At 58.5% G+C, this 19,224-nt stretch carries 18 protein-coding genes; 14 read left to right on the top strand and 4 right to left on the bottom strand.

Going from position 1 to position 19,224, the window contains the following annotated elements; genetic code table 11:
• The first annotated feature begins 9 nt into the window (after positions 1-9).
• The 4 genes from fliD (ACOJCM_RS16330) (at position 10) to ACOJCM_RS16315 (ending at position 3,573) form a co-directional block, all read left to right on the top strand.
• The gene (fliD, locus tag ACOJCM_RS16330; RefSeq protein WP_445213130.1) at positions 10-1,401 is read left to right on the top strand and encodes a flagellar filament capping protein FliD; all 1,392 of its coding nucleotides are present in this window, start codon (positions 10-12) and stop codon (positions 1,399-1,401) included.
• Between the two features lie 327 nt (positions 1,402-1,728).
• Positions 1,729-2,832 carry a FliC/FljB family flagellin gene (locus tag ACOJCM_RS16325; protein ID WP_445213129.1) on the top strand — a complete coding sequence of 368 codons (1,104 nt, stop codon included), beginning with the start codon at positions 1,729-1,731 and terminating at the stop codon, positions 2,830-2,832.
• A 102-nt stretch (positions 2,833-2,934) separates the two neighbouring features.
• The gene (locus tag ACOJCM_RS16320; RefSeq protein ID WP_445213128.1) at positions 2,935-3,216 is read left to right on the top strand and encodes a hypothetical protein; all 282 of its coding nucleotides are present in this window, start codon (positions 2,935-2,937) and stop codon (positions 3,214-3,216) included.
• Between the two features lie 126 nt (positions 3,217-3,342).
• Positions 3,343-3,573 carry a hypothetical protein gene (locus ACOJCM_RS16315; protein ID WP_445213127.1) on the top strand — a complete coding sequence of 77 codons (231 nt, stop codon included), beginning with the start codon at positions 3,343-3,345 and terminating at the stop codon, positions 3,571-3,573.
• 256 nt (positions 3,574-3,829) lie between these two features.
• Here the strand turns inward: ACOJCM_RS16315 and ACOJCM_RS16310 are convergent, their stop codons facing one another.
• Positions 3,830-4,222 carry a transposase gene (locus ACOJCM_RS16310; RefSeq protein ID WP_445213126.1) on the bottom strand — a complete coding sequence of 131 codons (393 nt, stop codon included), beginning with the start codon at positions 4,220-4,222 and terminating at the stop codon, positions 3,830-3,832.
• Positions 4,223-4,444: 222 nt separating this feature from the next.
• On the opposite strand from ACOJCM_RS16310, the gene ACOJCM_RS16305 reads away from it, so the two are divergent.
• Positions 4,445-5,014, top strand: a complete 570-nt coding sequence (locus ACOJCM_RS16305; protein ID WP_445213125.1) for a hypothetical protein — start codon at positions 4,445-4,447, stop codon at positions 5,012-5,014.
• Here the strand turns inward: ACOJCM_RS16305 and ACOJCM_RS16300 are convergent, their stop codons facing one another.
• Positions 5,015-6,226 (bottom strand): tyrosine-type recombinase/integrase, encoded by a 1,212-nt coding sequence (locus ACOJCM_RS16300; protein ID WP_445213124.1) that lies wholly within the window; start codon positions 6,224-6,226, stop codon positions 5,015-5,017.
• Positions 6,227-6,313: 87 nt separating this feature from the next.
• Between ACOJCM_RS16300 and ACOJCM_RS16295 the strand changes: the two genes are divergently transcribed.
• The 4 genes from ACOJCM_RS16295 (at position 6,314) to ACOJCM_RS16280 (ending at position 8,755) form a co-directional block, all read left to right on the top strand.
• Complete coding sequence (locus ACOJCM_RS16295) at positions 6,314-6,745, top strand: helix-turn-helix domain-containing protein (RefSeq protein WP_445213123.1); 432 nt, start codon at positions 6,314-6,316, stop codon at positions 6,743-6,745.
• Positions 6,746-6,887: 142 nt separating this feature from the next.
• Positions 6,888-8,084, top strand: coding sequence for a FliC/FljB family flagellin (locus tag ACOJCM_RS16290; protein WP_445213122.1), 1,197 nt, complete (start codon positions 6,888-6,890; stop codon positions 8,082-8,084).
• Positions 8,085-8,178: 94 nt separating this feature from the next.
• Positions 8,179-8,547: a hypothetical protein gene (locus ACOJCM_RS16285; protein ID WP_445213121.1), complete on the top strand. Its 369-nt coding sequence runs from the start codon at positions 8,179-8,181 to the stop codon at positions 8,545-8,547.
• Positions 8,540-8,755, top strand: coding sequence for a hypothetical protein (locus tag ACOJCM_RS16280; protein ID WP_445213120.1), 216 nt, complete (start codon positions 8,540-8,542; stop codon positions 8,753-8,755). The genes ACOJCM_RS16285 and ACOJCM_RS16280 overlap by 8 nt, the downstream gene beginning before the upstream one ends.
• A gap of 9 nt (positions 8,756-8,764) precedes the next feature.
• On the opposite strand, the gene ACOJCM_RS16275 is transcribed toward ACOJCM_RS16280, so the two are convergent.
• Both ACOJCM_RS16275 and ACOJCM_RS16270 read right to left on the bottom strand, forming a co-directional pair.
• Positions 8,765-9,268, bottom strand: a complete 504-nt coding sequence (locus tag ACOJCM_RS16275) for a hypothetical protein (RefSeq protein WP_445213119.1) — start codon at positions 9,266-9,268, stop codon at positions 8,765-8,767.
• 170 nt (positions 9,269-9,438) lie between these two features.
• The gene (locus ACOJCM_RS16270; protein ID WP_445213118.1) at positions 9,439-10,173 is read right to left on the bottom strand and encodes a putative metalloprotease CJM1_0395 family protein; all 735 of its coding nucleotides are present in this window, start codon (positions 10,171-10,173) and stop codon (positions 9,439-9,441) included.
• Between the two features lie 105 nt (positions 10,174-10,278).
• On the opposite strand from ACOJCM_RS16270, the gene ACOJCM_RS16265 reads away from it, so the two are divergent.
• The 5 genes from ACOJCM_RS16265 to fliD (ACOJCM_RS16245) all read left to right on the top strand — a co-directional run bounded on the left by ACOJCM_RS16265 (position 10,279) and on the right by fliD (ACOJCM_RS16245) (position 19,196).
• Positions 10,279-10,500 (top strand): DUF2835 domain-containing protein, encoded by a 222-nt coding sequence (locus ACOJCM_RS16265; protein ID WP_445213117.1) that lies wholly within the window; start codon positions 10,279-10,281, stop codon positions 10,498-10,500.
• Positions 10,501-10,666: 166 nt separating this feature from the next.
• Positions 10,667-11,890 carry a diguanylate cyclase gene (locus tag ACOJCM_RS16260; protein WP_445213116.1) on the top strand — a complete coding sequence of 408 codons (1,224 nt, stop codon included), beginning with the start codon at positions 10,667-10,669 and terminating at the stop codon, positions 11,888-11,890.
• Positions 11,891-11,955: 65 nt separating this feature from the next.
• The gene (locus ACOJCM_RS16255) at positions 11,956-15,942 is read left to right on the top strand and encodes an EAL domain-containing protein (protein ID WP_445213115.1); all 3,987 of its coding nucleotides are present in this window, start codon (positions 11,956-11,958) and stop codon (positions 15,940-15,942) included.
• A 60-nt stretch (positions 15,943-16,002) separates the two neighbouring features.
• Positions 16,003-17,688, top strand: a complete 1,686-nt coding sequence (locus ACOJCM_RS16250) for an HD domain-containing phosphohydrolase (RefSeq protein WP_445213114.1) — start codon at positions 16,003-16,005, stop codon at positions 17,686-17,688.
• Between the two features lie 143 nt (positions 17,689-17,831).
• Entirely contained in the window at positions 17,832-19,196 is a 1,365-nt protein-coding gene (gene fliD / locus ACOJCM_RS16245; RefSeq protein ID WP_445213113.1) for a flagellar filament capping protein FliD, read from the top strand.
• The last annotated feature ends 28 nt before the right edge of the window (positions 19,197-19,224 follow it).

Here is a 19,224-nt window from a genome sequence, read left to right as displayed (position 1 = left end):
CAGTTTCTCATGGCCAGCATCTCTTCCCTTGGCATCGGCTCCGGGCTCGATCTCAACGGCTTGCTAGAACAGCTCAACGATGCCGAACGCGGCAAGCTCGAGCCCATCGAACAGCAGATCGAGACCCAGCAGGTCAAGATCTCTGCCTACGGCGAGCTGAAAGGGGCGCTGTCGGGTTTTCAGACCGCGACCAATGCGCTTAATGACGCCTCGCTCTACCAAAGCCTTTCCACATCCACTTCCGGCGAAGCTGTGGATGCCGCTGCCTCTGCCGACGCCAGCCTTGGTAGCTACGCGGTGGAAGTTTCCAATCTGGCATCTGCAGGCAGCTATGCCACGGCACGCCTGGAAGGGATCGAATCGCTCGATGACGCGGTGACGAGTAGTGATGGTACGCTGCAGCTTCAGTTCGCGCATGCCAACGGCGGAAACGGCGAAAGCGTGCCGGTTGCCATCGCAGCGGATAGCACGCTCGAAGACATCCGTGACGCCATCAATGCCGAGCAGGCCGGCGTCACCGCCTCGATCGTCAACGATGGCGAAGGCCATCGGTTGGCGCTGATGTCCACCGAAACCGGAGAAGAAGCCTCGATCACCGGCATGGACTGGACCGGCGTCGCCTTGGCCGATGGGGTGAGCTTCAGCGACACGGCAACTGCCGTCGACAGCGCGGGCAAGGATGCCCAGTTGACCGTCAACGGTATTGCTATCACCAGCCCTACCAATCAGGTAGAGGATGCCATCCAGGGCGTTACGCTCAACCTCGCGGCAGAGGGCAGCAGCATCGTCAAGGTCGAGCAGAACACACGCGCGGTACGGGAAGCCATCACCGATTTCGTCGAAGCCTTCAATACCCTGAAGGGCTCCATCGGTGAGCTGACCGCCTTCGATGGCGAGAGCGGCGAAGCCGGCGACCTGCTTGGCGACAGTGCCGTTCGCAGTGTCGAAGGGCGCTTGCGTGGGGTGCTGGCCGGCGGCGTGGCGGCAGAAGAGGGCGGCTTCTCCATGCTCAGCGACATCGGTCTCTCGCTCAAGCTCGACGGTACGCTGGAAATCGACGAGCAGCGACTGGATGAGGTGATCGCCACCGACCAGGATTCGCTGGGTGACTTCTTTGCTGGCGAGGATGCGCTTGGCGGCCTGGCCGGCCAACTGGGCGAAACCGTGACGCAGCTCGTCGGCAACAACGGCGCCTTGGGTGGCGCCATCAGCGGCGCCGAGAGCCGCATCGAGAGCCTCAATGAGCGCTATACGCGCATGGAGCAGACCATCGAAGGCACCATCGAGCGCTACCGCACCCAGTTCGGCCAGCTCGACGGCATGATCGCCCAGATGAACCAGACCAGCGACTACCTGTTCCAGCAGTTCGAGAATATGAACGCCCAGCTTGGGCGGGATTGATCGCAGCTGATCGAGCGGAAACGCCGTCAGGCATCGCCTGGCGGCGTTTCTGTTTCTTTGGACCCTGGGGTGGTCGTCGCTTCCGATAATCGCCTGTGCGCCCGCGCGCGCGCTCACGCCGTAATCCTCGGCTGGGGCAGGTCTCGTGCATAGGCTGTCAACGCCAAACGAAAATTTTTTCTTCTCGCCCTAAAGTCCCAGCGCCAAGTGCCGTTAAACAGGGTAACGGCCAACGGCGCCGTTGAGGTAGGCCCGAGATGCTGGGCCAATGAAACAAGGTTCAGTGGGCCCACCAATGGAGCCCTCAACGAAAAGAAGGAATGACCCATGTCAGTCATCAATACCAACATCACCTCGATGATCGGCCAGTCCAACCTGAGCAAGTCGCAGAATGCCCTGCAGACTTCCATGGAGCGTCTCTCCTCCGGCCTGCGTATCAACAGCGCCAAGGATGATGCGGCCGGTCAGGCCATCGCCAACCGCATGACCGCTCAGATCACCGGTCTGGCACAGGCTCAGCGTAACGCCAACGACGGTATCTCGCTGGCTCAGACTGCTGAAGGTGCTCTGAGTCAGATCAACGATAACGTTCAGCGTATTCGTGAGCTGACCGTTCAGGCTGAGAATGGCACCAACTCCGTTGCTGACAGGCAGTCCATTCAGGACGAGATCACCCAGCGTCTGTCAGAAATCGACCGCATTTCCGATGAAACCGCCTTCAACGGCGTCCGTGTGCTGGCTGAAAATTCTACTCTGAACATTCAGGTCGGTGCCAACGATGGTCAAGTCATCGGGGTAGAGCTTCAGCAAATCAACTCTCAAACACTGGTTGACGGTGCTTTTAACGTCCAGACACTTGTCAGTGAAGGTGACCTGACTCAAGCCGCTCTGGAAGACGGTCAAGGCACTCCGGTTACCGTAGCTCACGCCGACATCACCTTTACTCGTGGTGGTGAGGAAGTAACTGTTGCGGCTGCAGACTTCACTGTGGACGACGACGGTAACCATTACGTCAAGATTGACAATGAGTTTTATGCTGCAAGCGTCAGTATTACTGATGGAAATGGCACTGACGATCCGACAGCTGCTGTCACTATCGGTGCTAAAGCCGAAAATATCATCGTTGGCGGTGCTGCTGGTGAATCTGTCGAAGCCACTGCCAGTCCGCTTGCCACGCTGGACGCAGCTCTGAGCAAAATTGATGGTCTGCGCTCTTCTCTGGGTGCCGTTCAGAACCGTTTTGAAGACGCTATCACCAACCTGAACACCAACGAAACCAATCTGTCAGCCGCACGTTCGCGCATCGAAGATGCTGACTACGCGGTGGAAGTGGCCAACATGACCCGCGCGCAGATTCTGCAGCAGGCCGGCACTTCCGTACTGGCCCAGGCCAACCAGATCCCGCAGAACGTGCTGTCTCTGCTGGGTTAAGTTAAGGCGTGGCCGCAAGGCTGAAGTGGTAAGTAATGACGGGGGCCATTGGCCCCCGTTTTATGGCTTATGAAACTAACTCAGAGAGGCTTGTTAAGGCTTATGGGTCGTCCCGGTCGAAATTTTAACTTTCCTGATCCCACTAGGGTTACTATTCAAAATCCCACCCATTTTTGCACCAAAGAAATGGTTGTAGCCTTGTACAACCAAGAAACGGGGAGTGAAGCAAAAAATTTTAGTCAAACCGTAATTGACTGGTTTTCCCAGACTGCCTTTGATGCTGGCTGGACACATGTCACCCCGATTAAAAATGGGGATCAGCAAGGCATGCTCCTTGGACTTGATTTTAGCAAGCTGACACCCAAGGTGTTAATGATTGAATGATCTAAAATTGGGCCGTGCACTAAAGTAGGGTTGGCGGCCCTTTTCTCGGTTTCCGAATTATACCAATAGTAATGGGGGGCAGAACCACATTCCTTGAAAGCGCACCCAAGTGCAAACGAGGCGAGCATGACACCCGATGAACACCAGCAAGTCTTTAATGAGCTTCAGGCGGTGCTGGACGACACTCGCGCCACCATGGAGCGTTTCGAGGCTACAGGCATGGATGAGCAGATGTCGGATGACTATGCCCGGCTTGAAGAGATTGCCACTCAGGTGATCAAGGAGCAGCGGCAATACGTGATGCAGATGCTGGATGCGTCGGAGTCATCGCAGTCGACGCGCTCTGGTGCGCCCTGACAGCTTCGCTGAGCCTTTTTTTATCTATCTCCCATGCCTACCCATAGGGCTACTGTCAAAATTCGCCAGAGCGCTTCTCTGGCGGATCTCATGAAGACGGCATTGCCCACAACGATGAAACTGCCGAAACAATCCACCGTGTGACCCTTGCACGGCAGGGCGGTGGTTACAGTTATATCTATCATAGAATAGGAGCCCAGAGTCTGACCCACTGTCTTGGCTCTTACACCGTGTCAGAAACGCTGCATCCAGGGCGCTAAGGTCGACCTCTACGCTTGATCTGATGATAGATTCCTGCGTCACGCAGGATCTTCAGCACCGTGGCATCTCCTACCGCAACCCCGGCTTCCCTGACGGCCCTGGCGACACTCGCCCCGCTGGTATGACGTGGATCTTGCGCCAGCTCGATGATCAGCTTTTGCGTTTCCGCCGTCAGCGTTCTTCCAGGCGTCTTGGGACGCTTGGCTGGCTGGCGCTCTCCCTTGATGGCCTTGCGCCAGCGCTGAAACGTGCTCAGCGCTACGCCATGCTCACGGCAGGCTTCCGCATAGCTCACGACCCCATATTGTTGCCTTTTCTCGATCCGATCAACGATCAAAGCCTTCTCAGAGTCAGTGGGCCGGGGCCGGGCTGAAAAATTTTGAGACATGCGGTCGAATTCCAGATGCCCATCGTAAATAGGTGGGTGAGTGAAGGCAGTTCTTCGCACTCTGTGGACTTAACTGCAGTGGCAGACTTCCACGAAAAGAGGCTCACAGGCCGAATATTATACCGGTTGGTTAGGCATCTGCACAATGACGGCGGATGTCTTGGTGGTTGTATTATCTGTAGATTCAGCTGATCGATTGATAAATTGAACACAGGAGAGAAGATGATGGAAACTAGTACGGGAAGAAAGTTTGAGGTAAGAGGTATTGTGCTGACTGAAGAGGAGAAGAGAAAGTTTCGCTATGTCGCTGGTGTCAAGAAGATGCTGGGTGATATTAGTTTCGACTGGTTTCTCACGTTAACATTCAAGCATGCTGTGAAAGATAGGTTCGCGGCAGTAAATGCAATTGAGAATTTCCTCAATAAACTGAGTGAAAAGGCATTTGGACGTCGATCCAAGAAGCGAATTACGTCGTTTCCGGTAATTGAGGAAGGGTATTTCGATAATTCGCTCCATGTTCACATGATGATTCAAGATCTCACGCCGCAAATTCTCAATCCTGAGCGACGCAATCAATTCAATTTGCGAGATGCTGTAATTGAATCATGGCTGCAAGCCAGTTCTTCGGCAGGGAATCCTGCGTTGACTGCAGCCAGTGATGAATGGATCAAGCGAATTGACAATGTTGGACCCGTGGTGGAGTACATGACCAAACAAATTCATTCTACTCTGAATAGTGATCCCATTGTCTGGGATCAGGTCAGCCTAGATGGGCGACGAATTCGGCTTTGATTAAGCCGGGTGCCCAATTTTCAATTGACTTCTTTCTAATTGTCCGGGTATGGTGGCAAGTGTTTCATTGACAAAGCTTGCCACCGTGTTGGTTGCCCTGAGAAGTGTCGCGTTGCTGAGATGAGCATAGCGCTGTGTCGTTGCTACATTCGAATGTCCCAGTAATTCCTTCACTTCATAAATCGGTGTGCCAGTATTGACCAGATAACTGGCATGGGTGTGGCGTAGATCATGAATTCTGATGTCGGGAATTCCAGCATCCTTTCGAATTGCATCCCAGGTATGAAACAAGTTGACATAAGGCTTCAGTGTCTCAGGGTTCGGGAACACATAGTCACAGCCAGAAAACCGTTCGACAGTTTTCAGCAGAGCTACAGCGTAATCCGACAATGGCACATAGCGAACCTTGCCCGACTTGTTCTTGGGAATGCGCCATTGCTTCTGAATTAGGTCGATGTCGCACCACTTGGACTCAGCAACTTCATTTCTTCTCGCCCCTGTCAAGATCAGCATTTTGAATAGGTTGGCATGAACGGTAGATTCCAGTTCATCCAGCACCTTCCAAAGTGACCTTAGTTCATCTTCAGAGAGATACCGATCTCGCTGATTATTCTCCTTCAGCTTGCGAATCTTGGCAGCAGGGTTCTGCGTCACTCCGGGAATTTCCCAGTCCAGCGCGCAAACGAATAACCGGTGCAGGACGTTCAGCATCCGGTTGGTACTCGCTGGTTTGTGAGCCTTGCTGTGAGCGATGAAAAGGCTGTTGATATGTTGAGAGGCAATCTCATCCATATACAGCTTCCCGATGCTGGACTGCACATGCAGACGTAATTGAGCTTCATCCAGTTGCCAGCTTTTCTTGGCTGCTTTGATGTAGGGCAGGTAGGTGTCATGGATGAACGCATTGAGCGTTGGCACCTGACGCTTCAGCACCTTCTCGGCAAACGGATCCTGGCCAAGCTCGATCTTGGAAAGGGTCTGCTTCGCTTGCTGGCGCGCATCATCCAGGCTAACCACGCTGGCATCATGGAGCCTACGTTCCTTTGTTTTGCCGTGCGGATCCTTGTACCGGACATAGTAGGTACGCTTGCCTGTGGGCATGACCTTCAGCAGCAGGCCGGGCACATCTGTGTCAAAATAGTCGATCTTCTGCTTGCCTGTGGGGCAGGAAGCAGATGCTACAAAGGGTTGTGTGAGTTTAGTTTTTGGCATGGCTGTCACCTCGTGATGCTAACAGTATCACGATGGCGGCACCCTGTCTATTATTGAGATACTAATAGTATCATTGGAGCCTTGGCTTTGAGCGACGACATCGACGCCCACCTCAAGATAGCCGTAGCGCTGCGTTCCGTTCGTGGTGCCCTTGGTCTCAATCAGGCCGAGTTCGCTGAACTGGTCGGCGTCTCCAAGCCAACCATTGCGCGTGCCGAGACCATGGAAGTCGCGATGCGGCTGGATTCCTACTCCAACGTGCTAAGAAAACTGAGAGAAATCGGCGTCAAGGTCGATACCCTCTACTCGGATAGCGTTCAGATCGAGTTCGAACCGCAGGCACTTGAGTCCCTCAGAGAGCGCTTAGCTGACCAGGGACGGCGGCGGCAGGACCGGACGCAGACCGGAATCGGGGTTCTGAAGCCTGTCCGGCTCACCAAGGACGACCACGACCGGATAGCAAAAAGGACGCAGGAAACCTTGAGCAAGCTGCCCAAGGACAAGAATGATCAGACGTAGAAAGCCAAAACAGTGCCTCTTCCATTGAAATCAATGGCTTGGTTGGTTTTTGCCATGCGCCAGCTACTCCTTTTCAAGGCTCGCGCTGTAGAAAATGAGTAGAAAGAAGTCGTCGTGATACTATTAGCATCATAAAAAGTCTTTGCTAATCAAGCCATTCTTGTCAGGACCGTCTACCAGCGCCAAGGACGACGCCGCCGGTCAGGCCATCGCCAACCGCATGTCCAGCCAGATCACGGGTCTGTCTACTGCGCAGCGTAACGCCAACGACGGTATCTCTGTCGCCCAGACCGCTGAAGGCGCACTGAATCAGGTTAATGACAACCTGCAGCGCGTTCGTGAGCTGACCGTACAGGCACAGAATGGCACTAACTCCGCAGATGATCTTAAGTCCATTCAAGATGAAATTAACCAACGTCTGAATGAGATTGATCGTATTTCCGAGGAAACCAATTTCAACGGCACCAAAGTGCTGGCTGAAAACCAGTCAATTTCCATTCAGGTCGGTGCAAATGATGGGGAAACCATCAGTGTCGATCTCAAAAAGATCACTTCAGAAACCATGAGAATGGATAGCCTTGATGTGACGCAGCGTACTATCCAGTCAGAGAACTTTGGCGCTACTGCCTCTAATACTGACACAGGAGTAACCGTTAAGTTTGATATTAGTGCTATTGCTGACATGGAGGACCAGAATGGCACGCCGTTGGCTGATGTGGCTGCAGACGGAAATATCTTTGCTAAGAATGGTGGCGGTTACGTCGCGCTGGCTAGTGATGGGAACTACTATGACATCGATACTAGCGACGCAAGTGCCCTGACTTTTGATTCTAGCTCAACAGCCGTCGATGCTGATGATGTTGATACCCAAAGCGGGCCGGTGGATAGCGTTCTTGCCGATGTGACGCTCGATACCGCTACCAATCTCGCTAGCTCCGATCTTGTCGAAATTAACGATAAGGATGGTAATGGCACCGGTGAGTACGTCATCGATAATGGTGATGGCACTTACAATCTGGCAACTATTGCCACAGATGGTGAAGCTAGTGTAGGTGAGGCACTGACTGTCGATCCTTTGAAGGCTATCGATGATGCACTTAGCCAAGTGGATACCCTGCGCTCTGATCTGGGTGCTATCCAGAACCGTTTTGAATCTGCCATCACTAACCTGCAGACCAACGAAACCAACCTGTCTGCCGCCCGCTCGCGCATCGAAGATGCCGACTACGCGGTGGAAGTGGCCAACATGACCCGTGCGCAGATCCTGCAGCAGGCCGGCACTTCCGTACTGGCCCAGGCCAACCAGATCCCGCAGAACGTGCTGTCTCTGCTGGGTTAATCTGGACCAGACAAAGAGAGAGGAGCTTGTTTGGCCTCGCTCTCTGGACCCCGACAGGCGCCCTCGTGGCGCCTGTTTTTTTAAGGAGAACTAGATGACCGAACGACACACGAGCCTATCGGCAAGGGAACTGCTCGATATTCTTATGCCTAAGCTAAAGGCGACCGAGCATTTCCTTGCCGATACGCTTGAGGTCAAGATTCAGTCTTGTCTCGATCCCAGAGAGAAACTGAGGCTGAATAAACTCAAGGTGGAGTTCGAGCTGGAACTCGGCATGATCCGCATGAATCTCGATCATCTTCTCAGGCGATTTTCTAAGGAGTTTATTGCGGTTCAACAAGGGCTGGAAGACGCTTCGTTGGCACTGGATGAGCATGAAACCGTGGCCATCGAGAGCATTCGTCGGCTGTATGCCCAGGCTCATGGATATCAGACGGATAGGGGCGGGATGTCGAATGAATGAAGCTGAGCATCAACGGGTAATCGACGAGCTCCAGCAGGTCATTGAAGAAACCCACAAAACAATGTCGCGTTTTGAGGCCACCGGCATGGATGAAGAGATGCGGGAAGATTACGACAAGCTACTGGAAATATTCGACCTGTCCGTGAAACAGCAGCGGGAACATACGCTGGCGATGCTGGAGCAGGGCCGCACTGAGCGGCCCGTCTGATCGGATTGATTACTGAGTCGGATTCAACTCGGTGATCCGGAGCGTCGCTGACTGCATCTGATCGCTGCCGTGAACGCCCACCCAGATATTGTACATTCCACTTGGCGGGTTCTGGAACATGACCACCGGATCGAGCCCATTGAAGTCGTCGTTGCAGTACCAGCGACCATCGGGCGCGTTGATCACCAGCGTGGTATCGCTGCCTGAGCTAGCGCTGACATAGAGCGGCATGTTGCCGGCCGTGTAGTGCAGGTCGACGTCCGGGGCGCTGGCCATGATGTAGCCGGTGCAGTTGGGGCCCAGCTTGGCGCTTACCGGCGAGGAGCCGCCGGCCTGCAGGCTTTGGGTCCAGGGGTCGGGCGTGAAGCCGGCCTGAAGGTGAACGCTGCCGTAGCTGGGCTCGGCGCTCCAATCCGGTTCCTGGGCATGGGCTGAGGTAGCAGCGGCCACCATGCTCAAGGCAATTAACCCGAGACGGGCGTTATGCCAGGCGCTTGTTTGAGTTCTTTTCATGTGGGTTTCCTGCGTAAGCGAGCAAGGGCTCGGGCAAGGGCGCCCCGGTTACGCAACGTAAACGGGTGCCGCGCGCAAGCGAGAGCGTATGCCGCGCAGGGCCTTATGAGAAGTCGCTATCGTCATGAGATGGCTAGCGTTAATTCCACGCTGGAAGGACTCGCGGGGCTTCAGGCCGTATTGCTGAGCCTGGCGCTACCGCCCTGGCTCTGCACCGCCCGAGCGATAACGTCGTATTGGCTCAGCGAAGGTGAGGCATCCAGCGTGTTACGGTTGGCCGTGTTCTGTGGCGCGCTCGATTCGGCCGTGGTCTCCTCGGCGCGTGCGCCGCTATTAAGGGGAGGGCGCTGGCTGGCGTGCAGCTCGCTGGCCTGGCGCGACAGTTCTAACTGGGCAGTCAGCAGATACTGACGTGCCTGAGCGGCCACCTGGTGGTCCTTGGGTGAAGGGTCGGCAGGCGCCAGGGCCGCGCTGATCACCTGCTGCATCTTCCCGATGGTGGCACGAGGGTCGCCGGGCACGGGGCCGTAGTCTACGGGGACTTCGCCCGCCACGGCGTAGCGCTTGCCATCGGGGCCACGCTCGTACTGGAAGCTGGCCGCGCCGGTATACTGCCCGCCGGCGATCTGGTGGGCCAGCTCGTGCTGGCGCACGTCGCGGTCGGTGGTTTTCATCTGTTCCAGCTGTTGCAGTTCCTGCTCGCTGAGGGTCTCTCCGTTGGGCTTCTGGGCAGTATCGGCCTTGGCCACCTTGCCATCGGCGGCTTCTTCGCCCGCGGCATTTGCCGAGTCACTCTTGTCGGCTTCGCCCAGCGCGCGTGTTGGCTCGTCACGCACCGAGGGTTGGGCCGGGCCAGGCGCTTGGGCTGAGTAGCTGACAGGGCCGATAACCGTGGAAGCGAACATGAGGGTCATCCGTTCGAGAGACAGGATCGAGTAGAGTATTGTCGCGTCGTGCGTTGAAGGCAATTCTAACGCCAGGTCACGTCGCCAGGAGCCTTCGTTACCGTCATGCCCAGTATCGATGTCGTGTTGCAGCTTTCTGCCGAGGCTTGCCTTGCCCACTACGAGGGCCGGGTAGGTCAGGTGCTTGCCTCCAGCCTGGATGGCCGGCGAGTGGCGTTTCCTGCCGAAGCGCTGCGTCGTGTCGTCACCCGGGAGGGTGTGCATGGTACGTTTCGGCTCACTTTCACGCCTGAAGGGCGCTTCCTTGATTTGACGCGCTTGAAATAGCCACCTAACCGCGCGTTATTTGTCTCAGGTCAACCTTCGATGTCTCGTTACGATTAACTCGCTCTGCTATAACGACGAATCGGCACAGTTGCGTTTCATTCGCGCCTCTATGACGCGCTCCCGTTACCGGCCATCTTGACGTGCGGCCAATCCACAAGGCCAAGCCATGCTCATCAGAAAAGCACGCGAACCCCGCGAGTACGAGAACCCCCACCTGGATGCGTTAGCCGAGCCGCCGGAGGTGGGGCATGAACTTTTCGTCGGTCTGAGTTCACTGCGGGATACCCTGAGCTGGCATCACCACTCACGTGATTTCGCCTTCGCCCATGCGCGCTACCTGCGCAGCCGCGTACTGGCGCTGGGGCTCATCTTTGCGCTGCTCTCGCCGCTGTGGATCGTGGTGGATGCCCTGGTGCTGCCGACCGATCTGCTGGGCCATATCCTGATAGGCCGGGTCGTGTTGATGCTGGGGCTGGTAGGTGTCCTGGCGCTTGCCTATGGGAGCCGGGAGCGTATCCGGCGGATCCGCTTCAGCGCCGGTATGCTGCTGGCACTGCCGGCAGGGTTCTATCTGCTGGTGTTGGCCATGTTGCCGCCAGACCAGGTGTCGAGCCTGGTAGGGTATGGGTTCATTCCCTTCCTGCTGGTGGCCGCGCTGAGCGTCTTTCCCTTCACGCTGCTGGAGTCGCTGGGTGCCGGTCTTGCCATGCTGGGGCTGCTGGCCTTTTCCCAGGTTGTCGACGGTAGCTGGTTGACCGGTCGCGGCATGGAAAATCTCTGGCTGCTGGGAAGCCTGTTGGTGGTTTCCCTGGCGGCCAACCATTTCCAGCTCAGCCTGCTGCTTCGGCTCTATCGGCAAGCCACTCACGACCCCTTGACAGGTCTTTTCAACCGCGGTGCGCTCGAGGTGCACCTGGCCAAGGTTCAGGCCTGGCAGCGTGAAACCGAAGGGCAAGACAGCCTTGGTAACGTGCCCTGCTCGCTGCTGATGCTCGACCTGGACCACTTCAAGCGCATCAACGATAACTATGGCCATTCGATCGGCGACAAGGTGCTGTGCCAGTTTGCCGGTCTGCTCGTCAGGCAGACGCGGCGGCACGACTGCGTGGCACGCTATGGCGGCGAGGAGTTCATCATCATTCTGGTGGGTAGTGGCCAGGCCAGGGCAATGGAGGTGGCCGAGCGGATTCGCTACGCCGTGGAGAAAAGCGAGTTCACCGACCACGATGGCCAGCATATTGCGGTGACTGCTAGCATCGGCGTGACCCGGCTGGAGCAGGACGAACCGCCCCAGGCGGCACTCAAGCGCGCCGACGAGGCCCTCTATAAGGCCAAGCGGGAAGGGCGCAACCAGGTGGTGGCGGCATCCGATAGCGCGCTTGCACAATAGCGCAGCCTCAAGTCTTGCGGCTTCCTGCCGATATAGGATCAGGATAGTTAGCGAGCGGGGGCAAAATGCCCAACAATTCTCAGCAGGTGGCGTTGCATACCTGGTTGTTTCTCGTGCCGGTGCTGCTGCTGGTCATGGGCGCCATCTACGGGTTGGCGAACTGGCAGCTGCCGGTTGAGTGGCAGCCGGCCTCGGTCAGCCTGCCCATCATGCTGCTGGTCGGTGCAGGCCTGTTGGCCAATCTGCTGGGCAGGAGGTCGGCGGCGCAGCTGTGCGGTGCGCTGCTGCTGCCGTTCGGGCTCCATGCCCCCGTGCTGGTGTGGCTCCCACAGGGCCTTACCGCCACGTTTCCTGAGGTTTATGAACCACTTTCGCCGGCTACCAGCATTGCGCTACTGATCGTCTCGGCTTGCCTGATGGCTGGTACCGGCTCGTCGCGTGCTCGATTGATGTGGTGGCTGGGGGGGATCGGCATCATCGTGATTGGCGGCCTGAGCATCGTGGCCGGGCTGCGCCCCGACCTGCTCGCTTCGAGCCCCTGGGGTACGGCTTTCGCCACGCCTTTCACCGCCTTGCCTGCGCTGCTGTGCGGTACCGCCATGGTATTGAAGGCGAGAAACCCGTACGTAGCGCCACTGCTGGGGCGTGGGGCTATCCTGGCCCTGGCGGGTGGTGTGACGGCGAGCGGACTGGTTTGGTACGCGCTCACCTGGCAGCAGCATGAAGCCAGGCAGCAACATGCGAACGATCTTTTTTCCAACTTCAAGATCACCGCCGAACGTGTGGTGGATGGACAGCAGCGAGAGCTGCAGCGTCTGGCGGAGCGCTGGGCTCAGTTGGGGGAGTTGCCGCCTGATAGTTATCGTCAGGTTGAAGTCAACGCTTTCTTTCGCGACATGCCGAGCCTGTTGTCGTTGTTTTGGCAGGGGGAAGAAAATGAACAGTTCCGCTGGGGGCGGGAGCGTAACACCGAATTCCAGCTGCTGAACTGGCTCGAGCGCCATGACTGGCTGATGGACTGGCTGGCGGTAGGGGGCAGCTACCCGCGCTGGGTGCTGCCGGATGCCTACAGGCCCGAGCTGGCTCTCGTTTCGGTACCGCTGCCCGAGCCCGCCGATAGCCGTCTGCTGGCTGTTCTCGACCTGAGCCATCTCTTCAGCCAGGAGATTCGTTCACTCGTGACGCCGCTTACGATTTCCGTCCAGCGGCACGGTCGCCTGATGGTGACCAATCAAGGGACTGACGACCAAGCGAATCTGGAACTCCGACACGGATGGCTGGTGCTCCCCGGCGGGGCAACTGTCAGGGTACGCGTGCACGGCGAAGGGCCCTCGACCACAGCGGGCCTGCTGGGTGGGATGCCGCTCGGAGTGGCCGTAGGCGGGTTGGTGCTGAGCTACCTGCTGGCCTTCAGCCTGGCCATGGCCGATCTGAGCCGGCGCCGCTCGCTGGCTCTGGCACGTACCCAGCGCCACCTGCGTGCCCAGCAGCGCGTACAGACCTTGATCGCCCGCGATCAGCCGCTCGCGGAGACGCTTGGCGCCATCTGTCGCATCGTTGAGGCCCAGGTGCCGGGCGGTATCGCTTCCATCATGCTGTGCGACGAGGCAAGGCTTTGCCTGGAGCGCCTCTACAGCGTCAATCTGCCGCAAGCCTTTTGCAAGGCCGTCGCGGGAGTGGCGATTGGCCCCGAAAACGGTGCCTGCGGCCGCGCGGCCTTTATCCGGGACTTCGTGGTATGCCCCGAAATCGCACGTGATCCGCGCTGGCGCGGCTTCCATCAGCTCGCCGAGCGGCATGGCCTCAAGGCGTGCTGGTCGTATCCTGTGACGGGTAGCAACGCTCAGGTCTTGGGCACATTCGCCATCTACTACTGCCGGCCGGGGGAACCCACCAAGAGCGACCGCCGACGCGTTATCGAAGCTGCCGAACTGGTTTCGCTGGCGGTCGAGCGTGAACGCAACCGCGAGGCATTGAAGGAGAACGAGCAGCGCTACCGGTCGCTGTTCACCTACCACCCCGATGCGGTGTTCTCAGTTGATATGGAGGGTCATTTCACCTCGGCCAACACCGCTTGCAGCAAGGTGACGGGGTATGCTCTCGAGCAACTGATCGGCTCGCATTTCTCAATACTGGTCCAGCCGGGAGAGCAGGAGCAAATCCGTTCGCTCTATCGAGCTGGCGAAAAGGGCGAGGCTTTCCGCTATTCGGTTTCCATCCGCCACCGTGAAGGGCACAGCGTCTATCTCGACGTGACCAATCTGCCTATCGTGATTAACGGCCGGGTCATCGGCTTCTATGGCATCGCCAAGGACATGACCGAGCAGCACCATCGCGAGACGGAGCTGCGACTTCTGCAGCGCAGCGTGGAGGCGAGCATCAACGGCATCATTATCGCCGATGCCAGGCTCCCCAGCGTGCCCATCGTCTATGTCAACGAGGCCTTCGAGCGTATCACGGGGTACAGTCGCGATGATGTGATGGGGCGAAACTGCAGTATCCTGCAGGGCAGCGAGACGGACGCGGAAGCCGTGGAGCTGCTGAGGCAAGCGATCAAGGAGCAGCGCGAAATCAGTGTCACGCTGTGCAATTACCGCAAGGATGGCACGCCCTTCTGGAACAACCTCTACCTGGCCCCGGTGAGGGATGGTGAGGGCGTCGTCACGCACTTCGTAGGTGTCCAGCACGACATTTCCGAGCGCAAGTCCTATGAGGCGAAGTTGTCGTTTCATGCCAGCCACGATGCGCTGACGGGGCTGGCCAATCGCTCCTTGTTCGAGGACCACCTGCTGCACGATGTTCAACTCGCCAAGCGCCACGGGCGTCATCTTGCAGTCCTGTTTGTCGACCTGGACGACTTCAAGCCGATCAACGACAGTCTCGGCCACGAGGTGGGCGATCAGGTGCTGATTCAGGTGGCCCAGCGTTTGGCCGATGAGCTGGACCCGGGGGATACGCTGGCTCGGTTCGGTAGCGACGAATTCGTCATTCTGCTGCCCGAGCTGCTGCGTGAGGAGAGCGCCATTCGACTCACGGAGCGTCTTCTTGCCTGCATACGCCGCCCGTATCGGGTCGGCAATCATGAGCTCTACATCGGCGCCAGTGTGGGTATCGCCTTCCTGGACAAAGCGCTGGATAATCCCGTCGAGCTGATACAGCAGGCCGATATGGCCATGTATCGTGCCAAGCAGAAGGGACGTAACGCCTGGGAGTGCTTTACCAGCGACATCAACGATGAGGTGAGCGCGCGCATGGCGCTGCGCAACGATCTGCAGGAAGCGATCGAGGCGGAGAATTTCGAGCTGCATTACCAGCCTTTGCTGGACGCCCGCAGCGGACGGGTGATTGGCTTCGAGGCGCTGGTGCGCTGGAAGCACCCGGTCAAGGGCTACCTCTCACCCGGCCTGTTCATTCCGCTGGCCGAAGATACCGGGCAGATCGGGCCGATCAGCGAATGGGTGCTGCGCCAGGCGTGCCGCGACATGTGTCGGTTGGCTGCCGAGGGCTATGGACACTATCGCGTCTCGGTCAACCTCTCGCCGCTGCAGTTCCGGCGCGCCAACTTCCTGAGTAACCTTCAGCAGGCGCTGCTGGAGACCGGGCTGGCGCCGGAGTACCTCGAGCTGGAGCTGACCGAGGGGGTTCTGATGGCCGATACCGCTGCGGCCGTCGATACGCTGCATCGTTTGCGCGACATGGGAGTGGAAGTTTCCATCGACGACTTCGGCACCGGCTTCTCGAGCCTTAGCTACCTGAAGCAGTTGCCCATCGGCAAGATCAAGATCGACCGCAGTTTCGTGCGTGATATCGCGACCAGCCGACACGACAGCGCAATCGTGCAGGGCATCATTTCCATGGCACATCACCTGGGTTTGACCGTGGTGGCGGAAGGCATAGAGGAAGCCGACCAGCGCGATTTCTTGACGGCGCATGGCTGCGATGTGTTCCAGGGATTCTTCTTTGCCCGGCCCATGCCATTCGAGAAGCTGCAGGGCTATTTGCGGGAGCAGACAGCGCCGGCCAGGAACACGTTACTGCCGTTCAATAAGTAGCCCTGCTGCGACCACGGCAAACGGTAAAACACTCAACGACTGAAGGGGCGGAAGACAAGGATGGGGCAGGACGAGTTCATTCGGGTGGGGAGCCCGACCGAGATCGAGGCGCTGCTGGAGCAGTTGATCCAGCCGGGCGGTGCGTCTCTGCTGCTGGAAAAAACCGGAAGCACGCCCTTGCCCGTCGTCGTGATGGAGCTGTCGGCGCCCGAGTCGATGGTTCTCGATATTACCGCGGTGCGTGAAATCGTCGGTGAGTTGAAGCGCGGTATCGGTTTTCAGCTGCTGGGGCAGGTGCAAGGCAAGATGATCCGCACCCCCTTCGTGAAGTCGCTGCAGATCGAGACGCAGGAGGGGCGAGTACGCTGCCAATGCGAGTACCCCCATTACCTCGAAGAACTGCAGCGTCGCGAGGCCTTTCGGGCCCGCCTGCGGTTGGGCATGGAGGTGGGGGCCATCGTTCGCGGTATCGAAGCCGGTGGTGACGCCACGGTGCAGGGCGACCTCAAGGACCTTTCGCAGCAGGGCTGCCAGCTCGAACTGCCTTCCTCGGCGGCTACCTTGCTGGCTGAAGCGGCTCTGGTCGAGATCGAGCTCTGCTTTCCCAATGGCACACGTTTCTCGGTTCAAGCGGCACCGCGCCACAAGGTGGCGGATAGCGATCGTCAGACCCTACGGGTCGGCTTTCACTTCGAGAACTGCAGCGCCGAGCAGGAGCGGAAGCTCTGGTTCTTCGTGCGCGAGATCGAGCGCGAGTCGTCACGCTATGGTGAAGAGGCCGATGTGGGCCGCCTGCCGTCGACTCTGTTCCAGAGCCAGTCGGTGGGGGCCGCTGCCCCGGTGGGTCGGCGTAACCTGTTGGCGTACCCGACTCCCATGGCGCGGCGGCTGGCCAGAGTAGCAGGCTATCTCGATGCCCAACTGCTGGAGTTGCAGCAGGGGGACGGCATCGATCCCGTACAGCTGTCTCGGCATGCCGACATGCTGCTGCAGCTGGCGGAGGAGGATATCGAGGCCTTGCTCTTCGCCACCCGCTGCCTGGGGCAGGAGCCGCTGCTGGTGCGCCACGGGTTGAGTGTTGCCGTGCATGTGCTGGCGCTGGCCGGGAGTGGCTCGGTACCGCGCGACGTCCGCAAGGCGCTCGCAGCCAGCGCCATGGTCCACGACCTGGGCAAGGGGCTGTTGCCGCCCGGCCTGCTTTCGGCCAGCCCGTTTGGTCCCGATGAGTATGCCAGTCTCAAGGCACATGTCGAGCTGTTGGTACAGCGCCTGGAGCGTTGTCAGTGGCTTTCGGTAAACATCATGCGAGCCATGGTGACGGGTATCAATGAGCGCCTCGACGGTAGCGGCTACCCGGCAGGTAACGAAGGCGACGACCTTTCCGAACTGGCTCGCATGGGTGCGGTGGTCGACGTGGTGGACGCCATGCGCCGTGACCGGGCCGACCGGCCCGCGTGGCGCATCGATGCGGTATACCGCCATCTGCTCAAGTCACCCCAGCAGTTCGATCCACGCTGGGTGAAGCGCTACGTGCAGCGCTTCGGGCTGCGCCCGGTGGGCTCGTTGGTGCGTTTCTCGGGCGGTGCGCTGGGCTGGATACAACGGCTCGATCAGCAGGGCAAGCCCTTCCAGGTGCAGCTCACGGAAGAGGTTTCACCGCCCGGCGAGGCCGTGGGCGAGATAATGCGTGGGGACGTGACCGCGCGCCTGGGAGAGATGGTCGAGGAGGTCGCCGTCTCGACATGAGGCAATCCTGCAGGGTGAGGGTATCCGCCCTAAAGTTGGTTCGTGACCGGCCGATATTAGGAAATAACCCCTTGATCGCGGGCTTTTCACCGGAACCCTTGGCGCGAAGCCTGCCACAATAGCCGCATGAAGAAGGAAGCGTCATGGCGACGATAAGCTCACTGGGCATCGGTTCCGGGCTGGATCTGAATAGTCTGCTCGATCAGCTCAATGCGGCCGAGCGCAAGAAGCTCGAGCCCATCAAGCTGCAGCAGCAGGGGCACCAGGCCAAGATCTCGGCCTATGGCAAGCTGCAGAGTGGCTTGACCAAGCTGCAAGAGGCGGCTGCCAAGCTCAATGACCCGAAGTTCTTCCAGAGCGTCTCGAGCAGCGTAACCGGTACGGGTATCACAGCCGCCGCCAAGTCCGATGCGCCGCCGGGGCGATACTCTGTCAGCGTGACTGCACTCGCCACGGCGCAGAGCATTGCCGCTACCGGAGTGGAGGACAAGACAGCGCAGCTGGGCGGAGGCAACGTAAGGCTGACGCTCGGTGAAGGCGAGCCGATCGATATCGTCATCGATCCTGCCAAGAGCACGCTGGAAGATATCCGCCAGTCGATTAACGATAGTAAATCCGGTGTCACGGCTACCATCATCGATGATGGTTCCGGTAGCCCGCATCGCTTGGTGATTACCTCCAGCGAGACCGGCACCCAGGCGGCAGTTACGGCAGAGTTTTCCGGAGGGCTTGAACAGCACCTGGGCGTTACGCCCGAAACGGTGGTGGCGGCCAAGAACGCCTCGCTCACCGTCAATGGCATCGCCATCACGAGCCAGACCAACTGGGTCGAGGGGGCGATCCAGGGTGTGACCCTCGATCTTGCTGAAGAAACTGCCGAGGGCAGCAGCAACACGGTAGTGGTGGAGCGTAACACCTTGGCCATTCGCGAGGCGGTAAGCGGCTTCGTCAAGGCGTATAACGACCTGCGCAAGAACGTCGGGGAGATGACGCGTTTCAATGCAGATACCGGTGTCGCAGGGGAGTTGCTGGGCGACAGCGCCCTGCGTACCGTCGAATCGCGCCTGCGCGGTGTGCTTGGCGGTGCGGTAGGCGGGGGCGATCTGCGCATGCTGTCGGATGTGGGCATCACGCTGCAGCGAGACGGTACCCTCAAGCTCGATGAGGAAAAGATGAGCGGGATTGTTGCCAACGATCCCCAGTCGCTTGCCGCTTTTTTCGCTGGCGAGGACAAGGCGGGCGGCCTTGCCGGCAAGCTGGGCGAGACGCTGGATCAGGTGCTGCGCGATCGTGGCTTGCTGGATAACGCCAAGCGGGGGCTCGAGTCTCGTATCAGTGGTCTCAAGGATCGTTACGAGCGGATGGAGCGCGGCATCGAACAGACCATGCAGCGTTACCGTACCCAGTTCGGTCAGCTCGACAGCATGATTGCCAACATGAACCAGGTGAGCGATTACCTGTTTCAGCAGTTCGATATGATGAACGCCCAGCTCGGGCGCAAGAAGTGACGGCACATGTGATCGGCCATGCCAGCGT

Source organism: Billgrantia hypersalina, from assembly GCF_052584175.1.
This window is presented reverse-complemented; position numbering and strand designations above follow the sequence as displayed.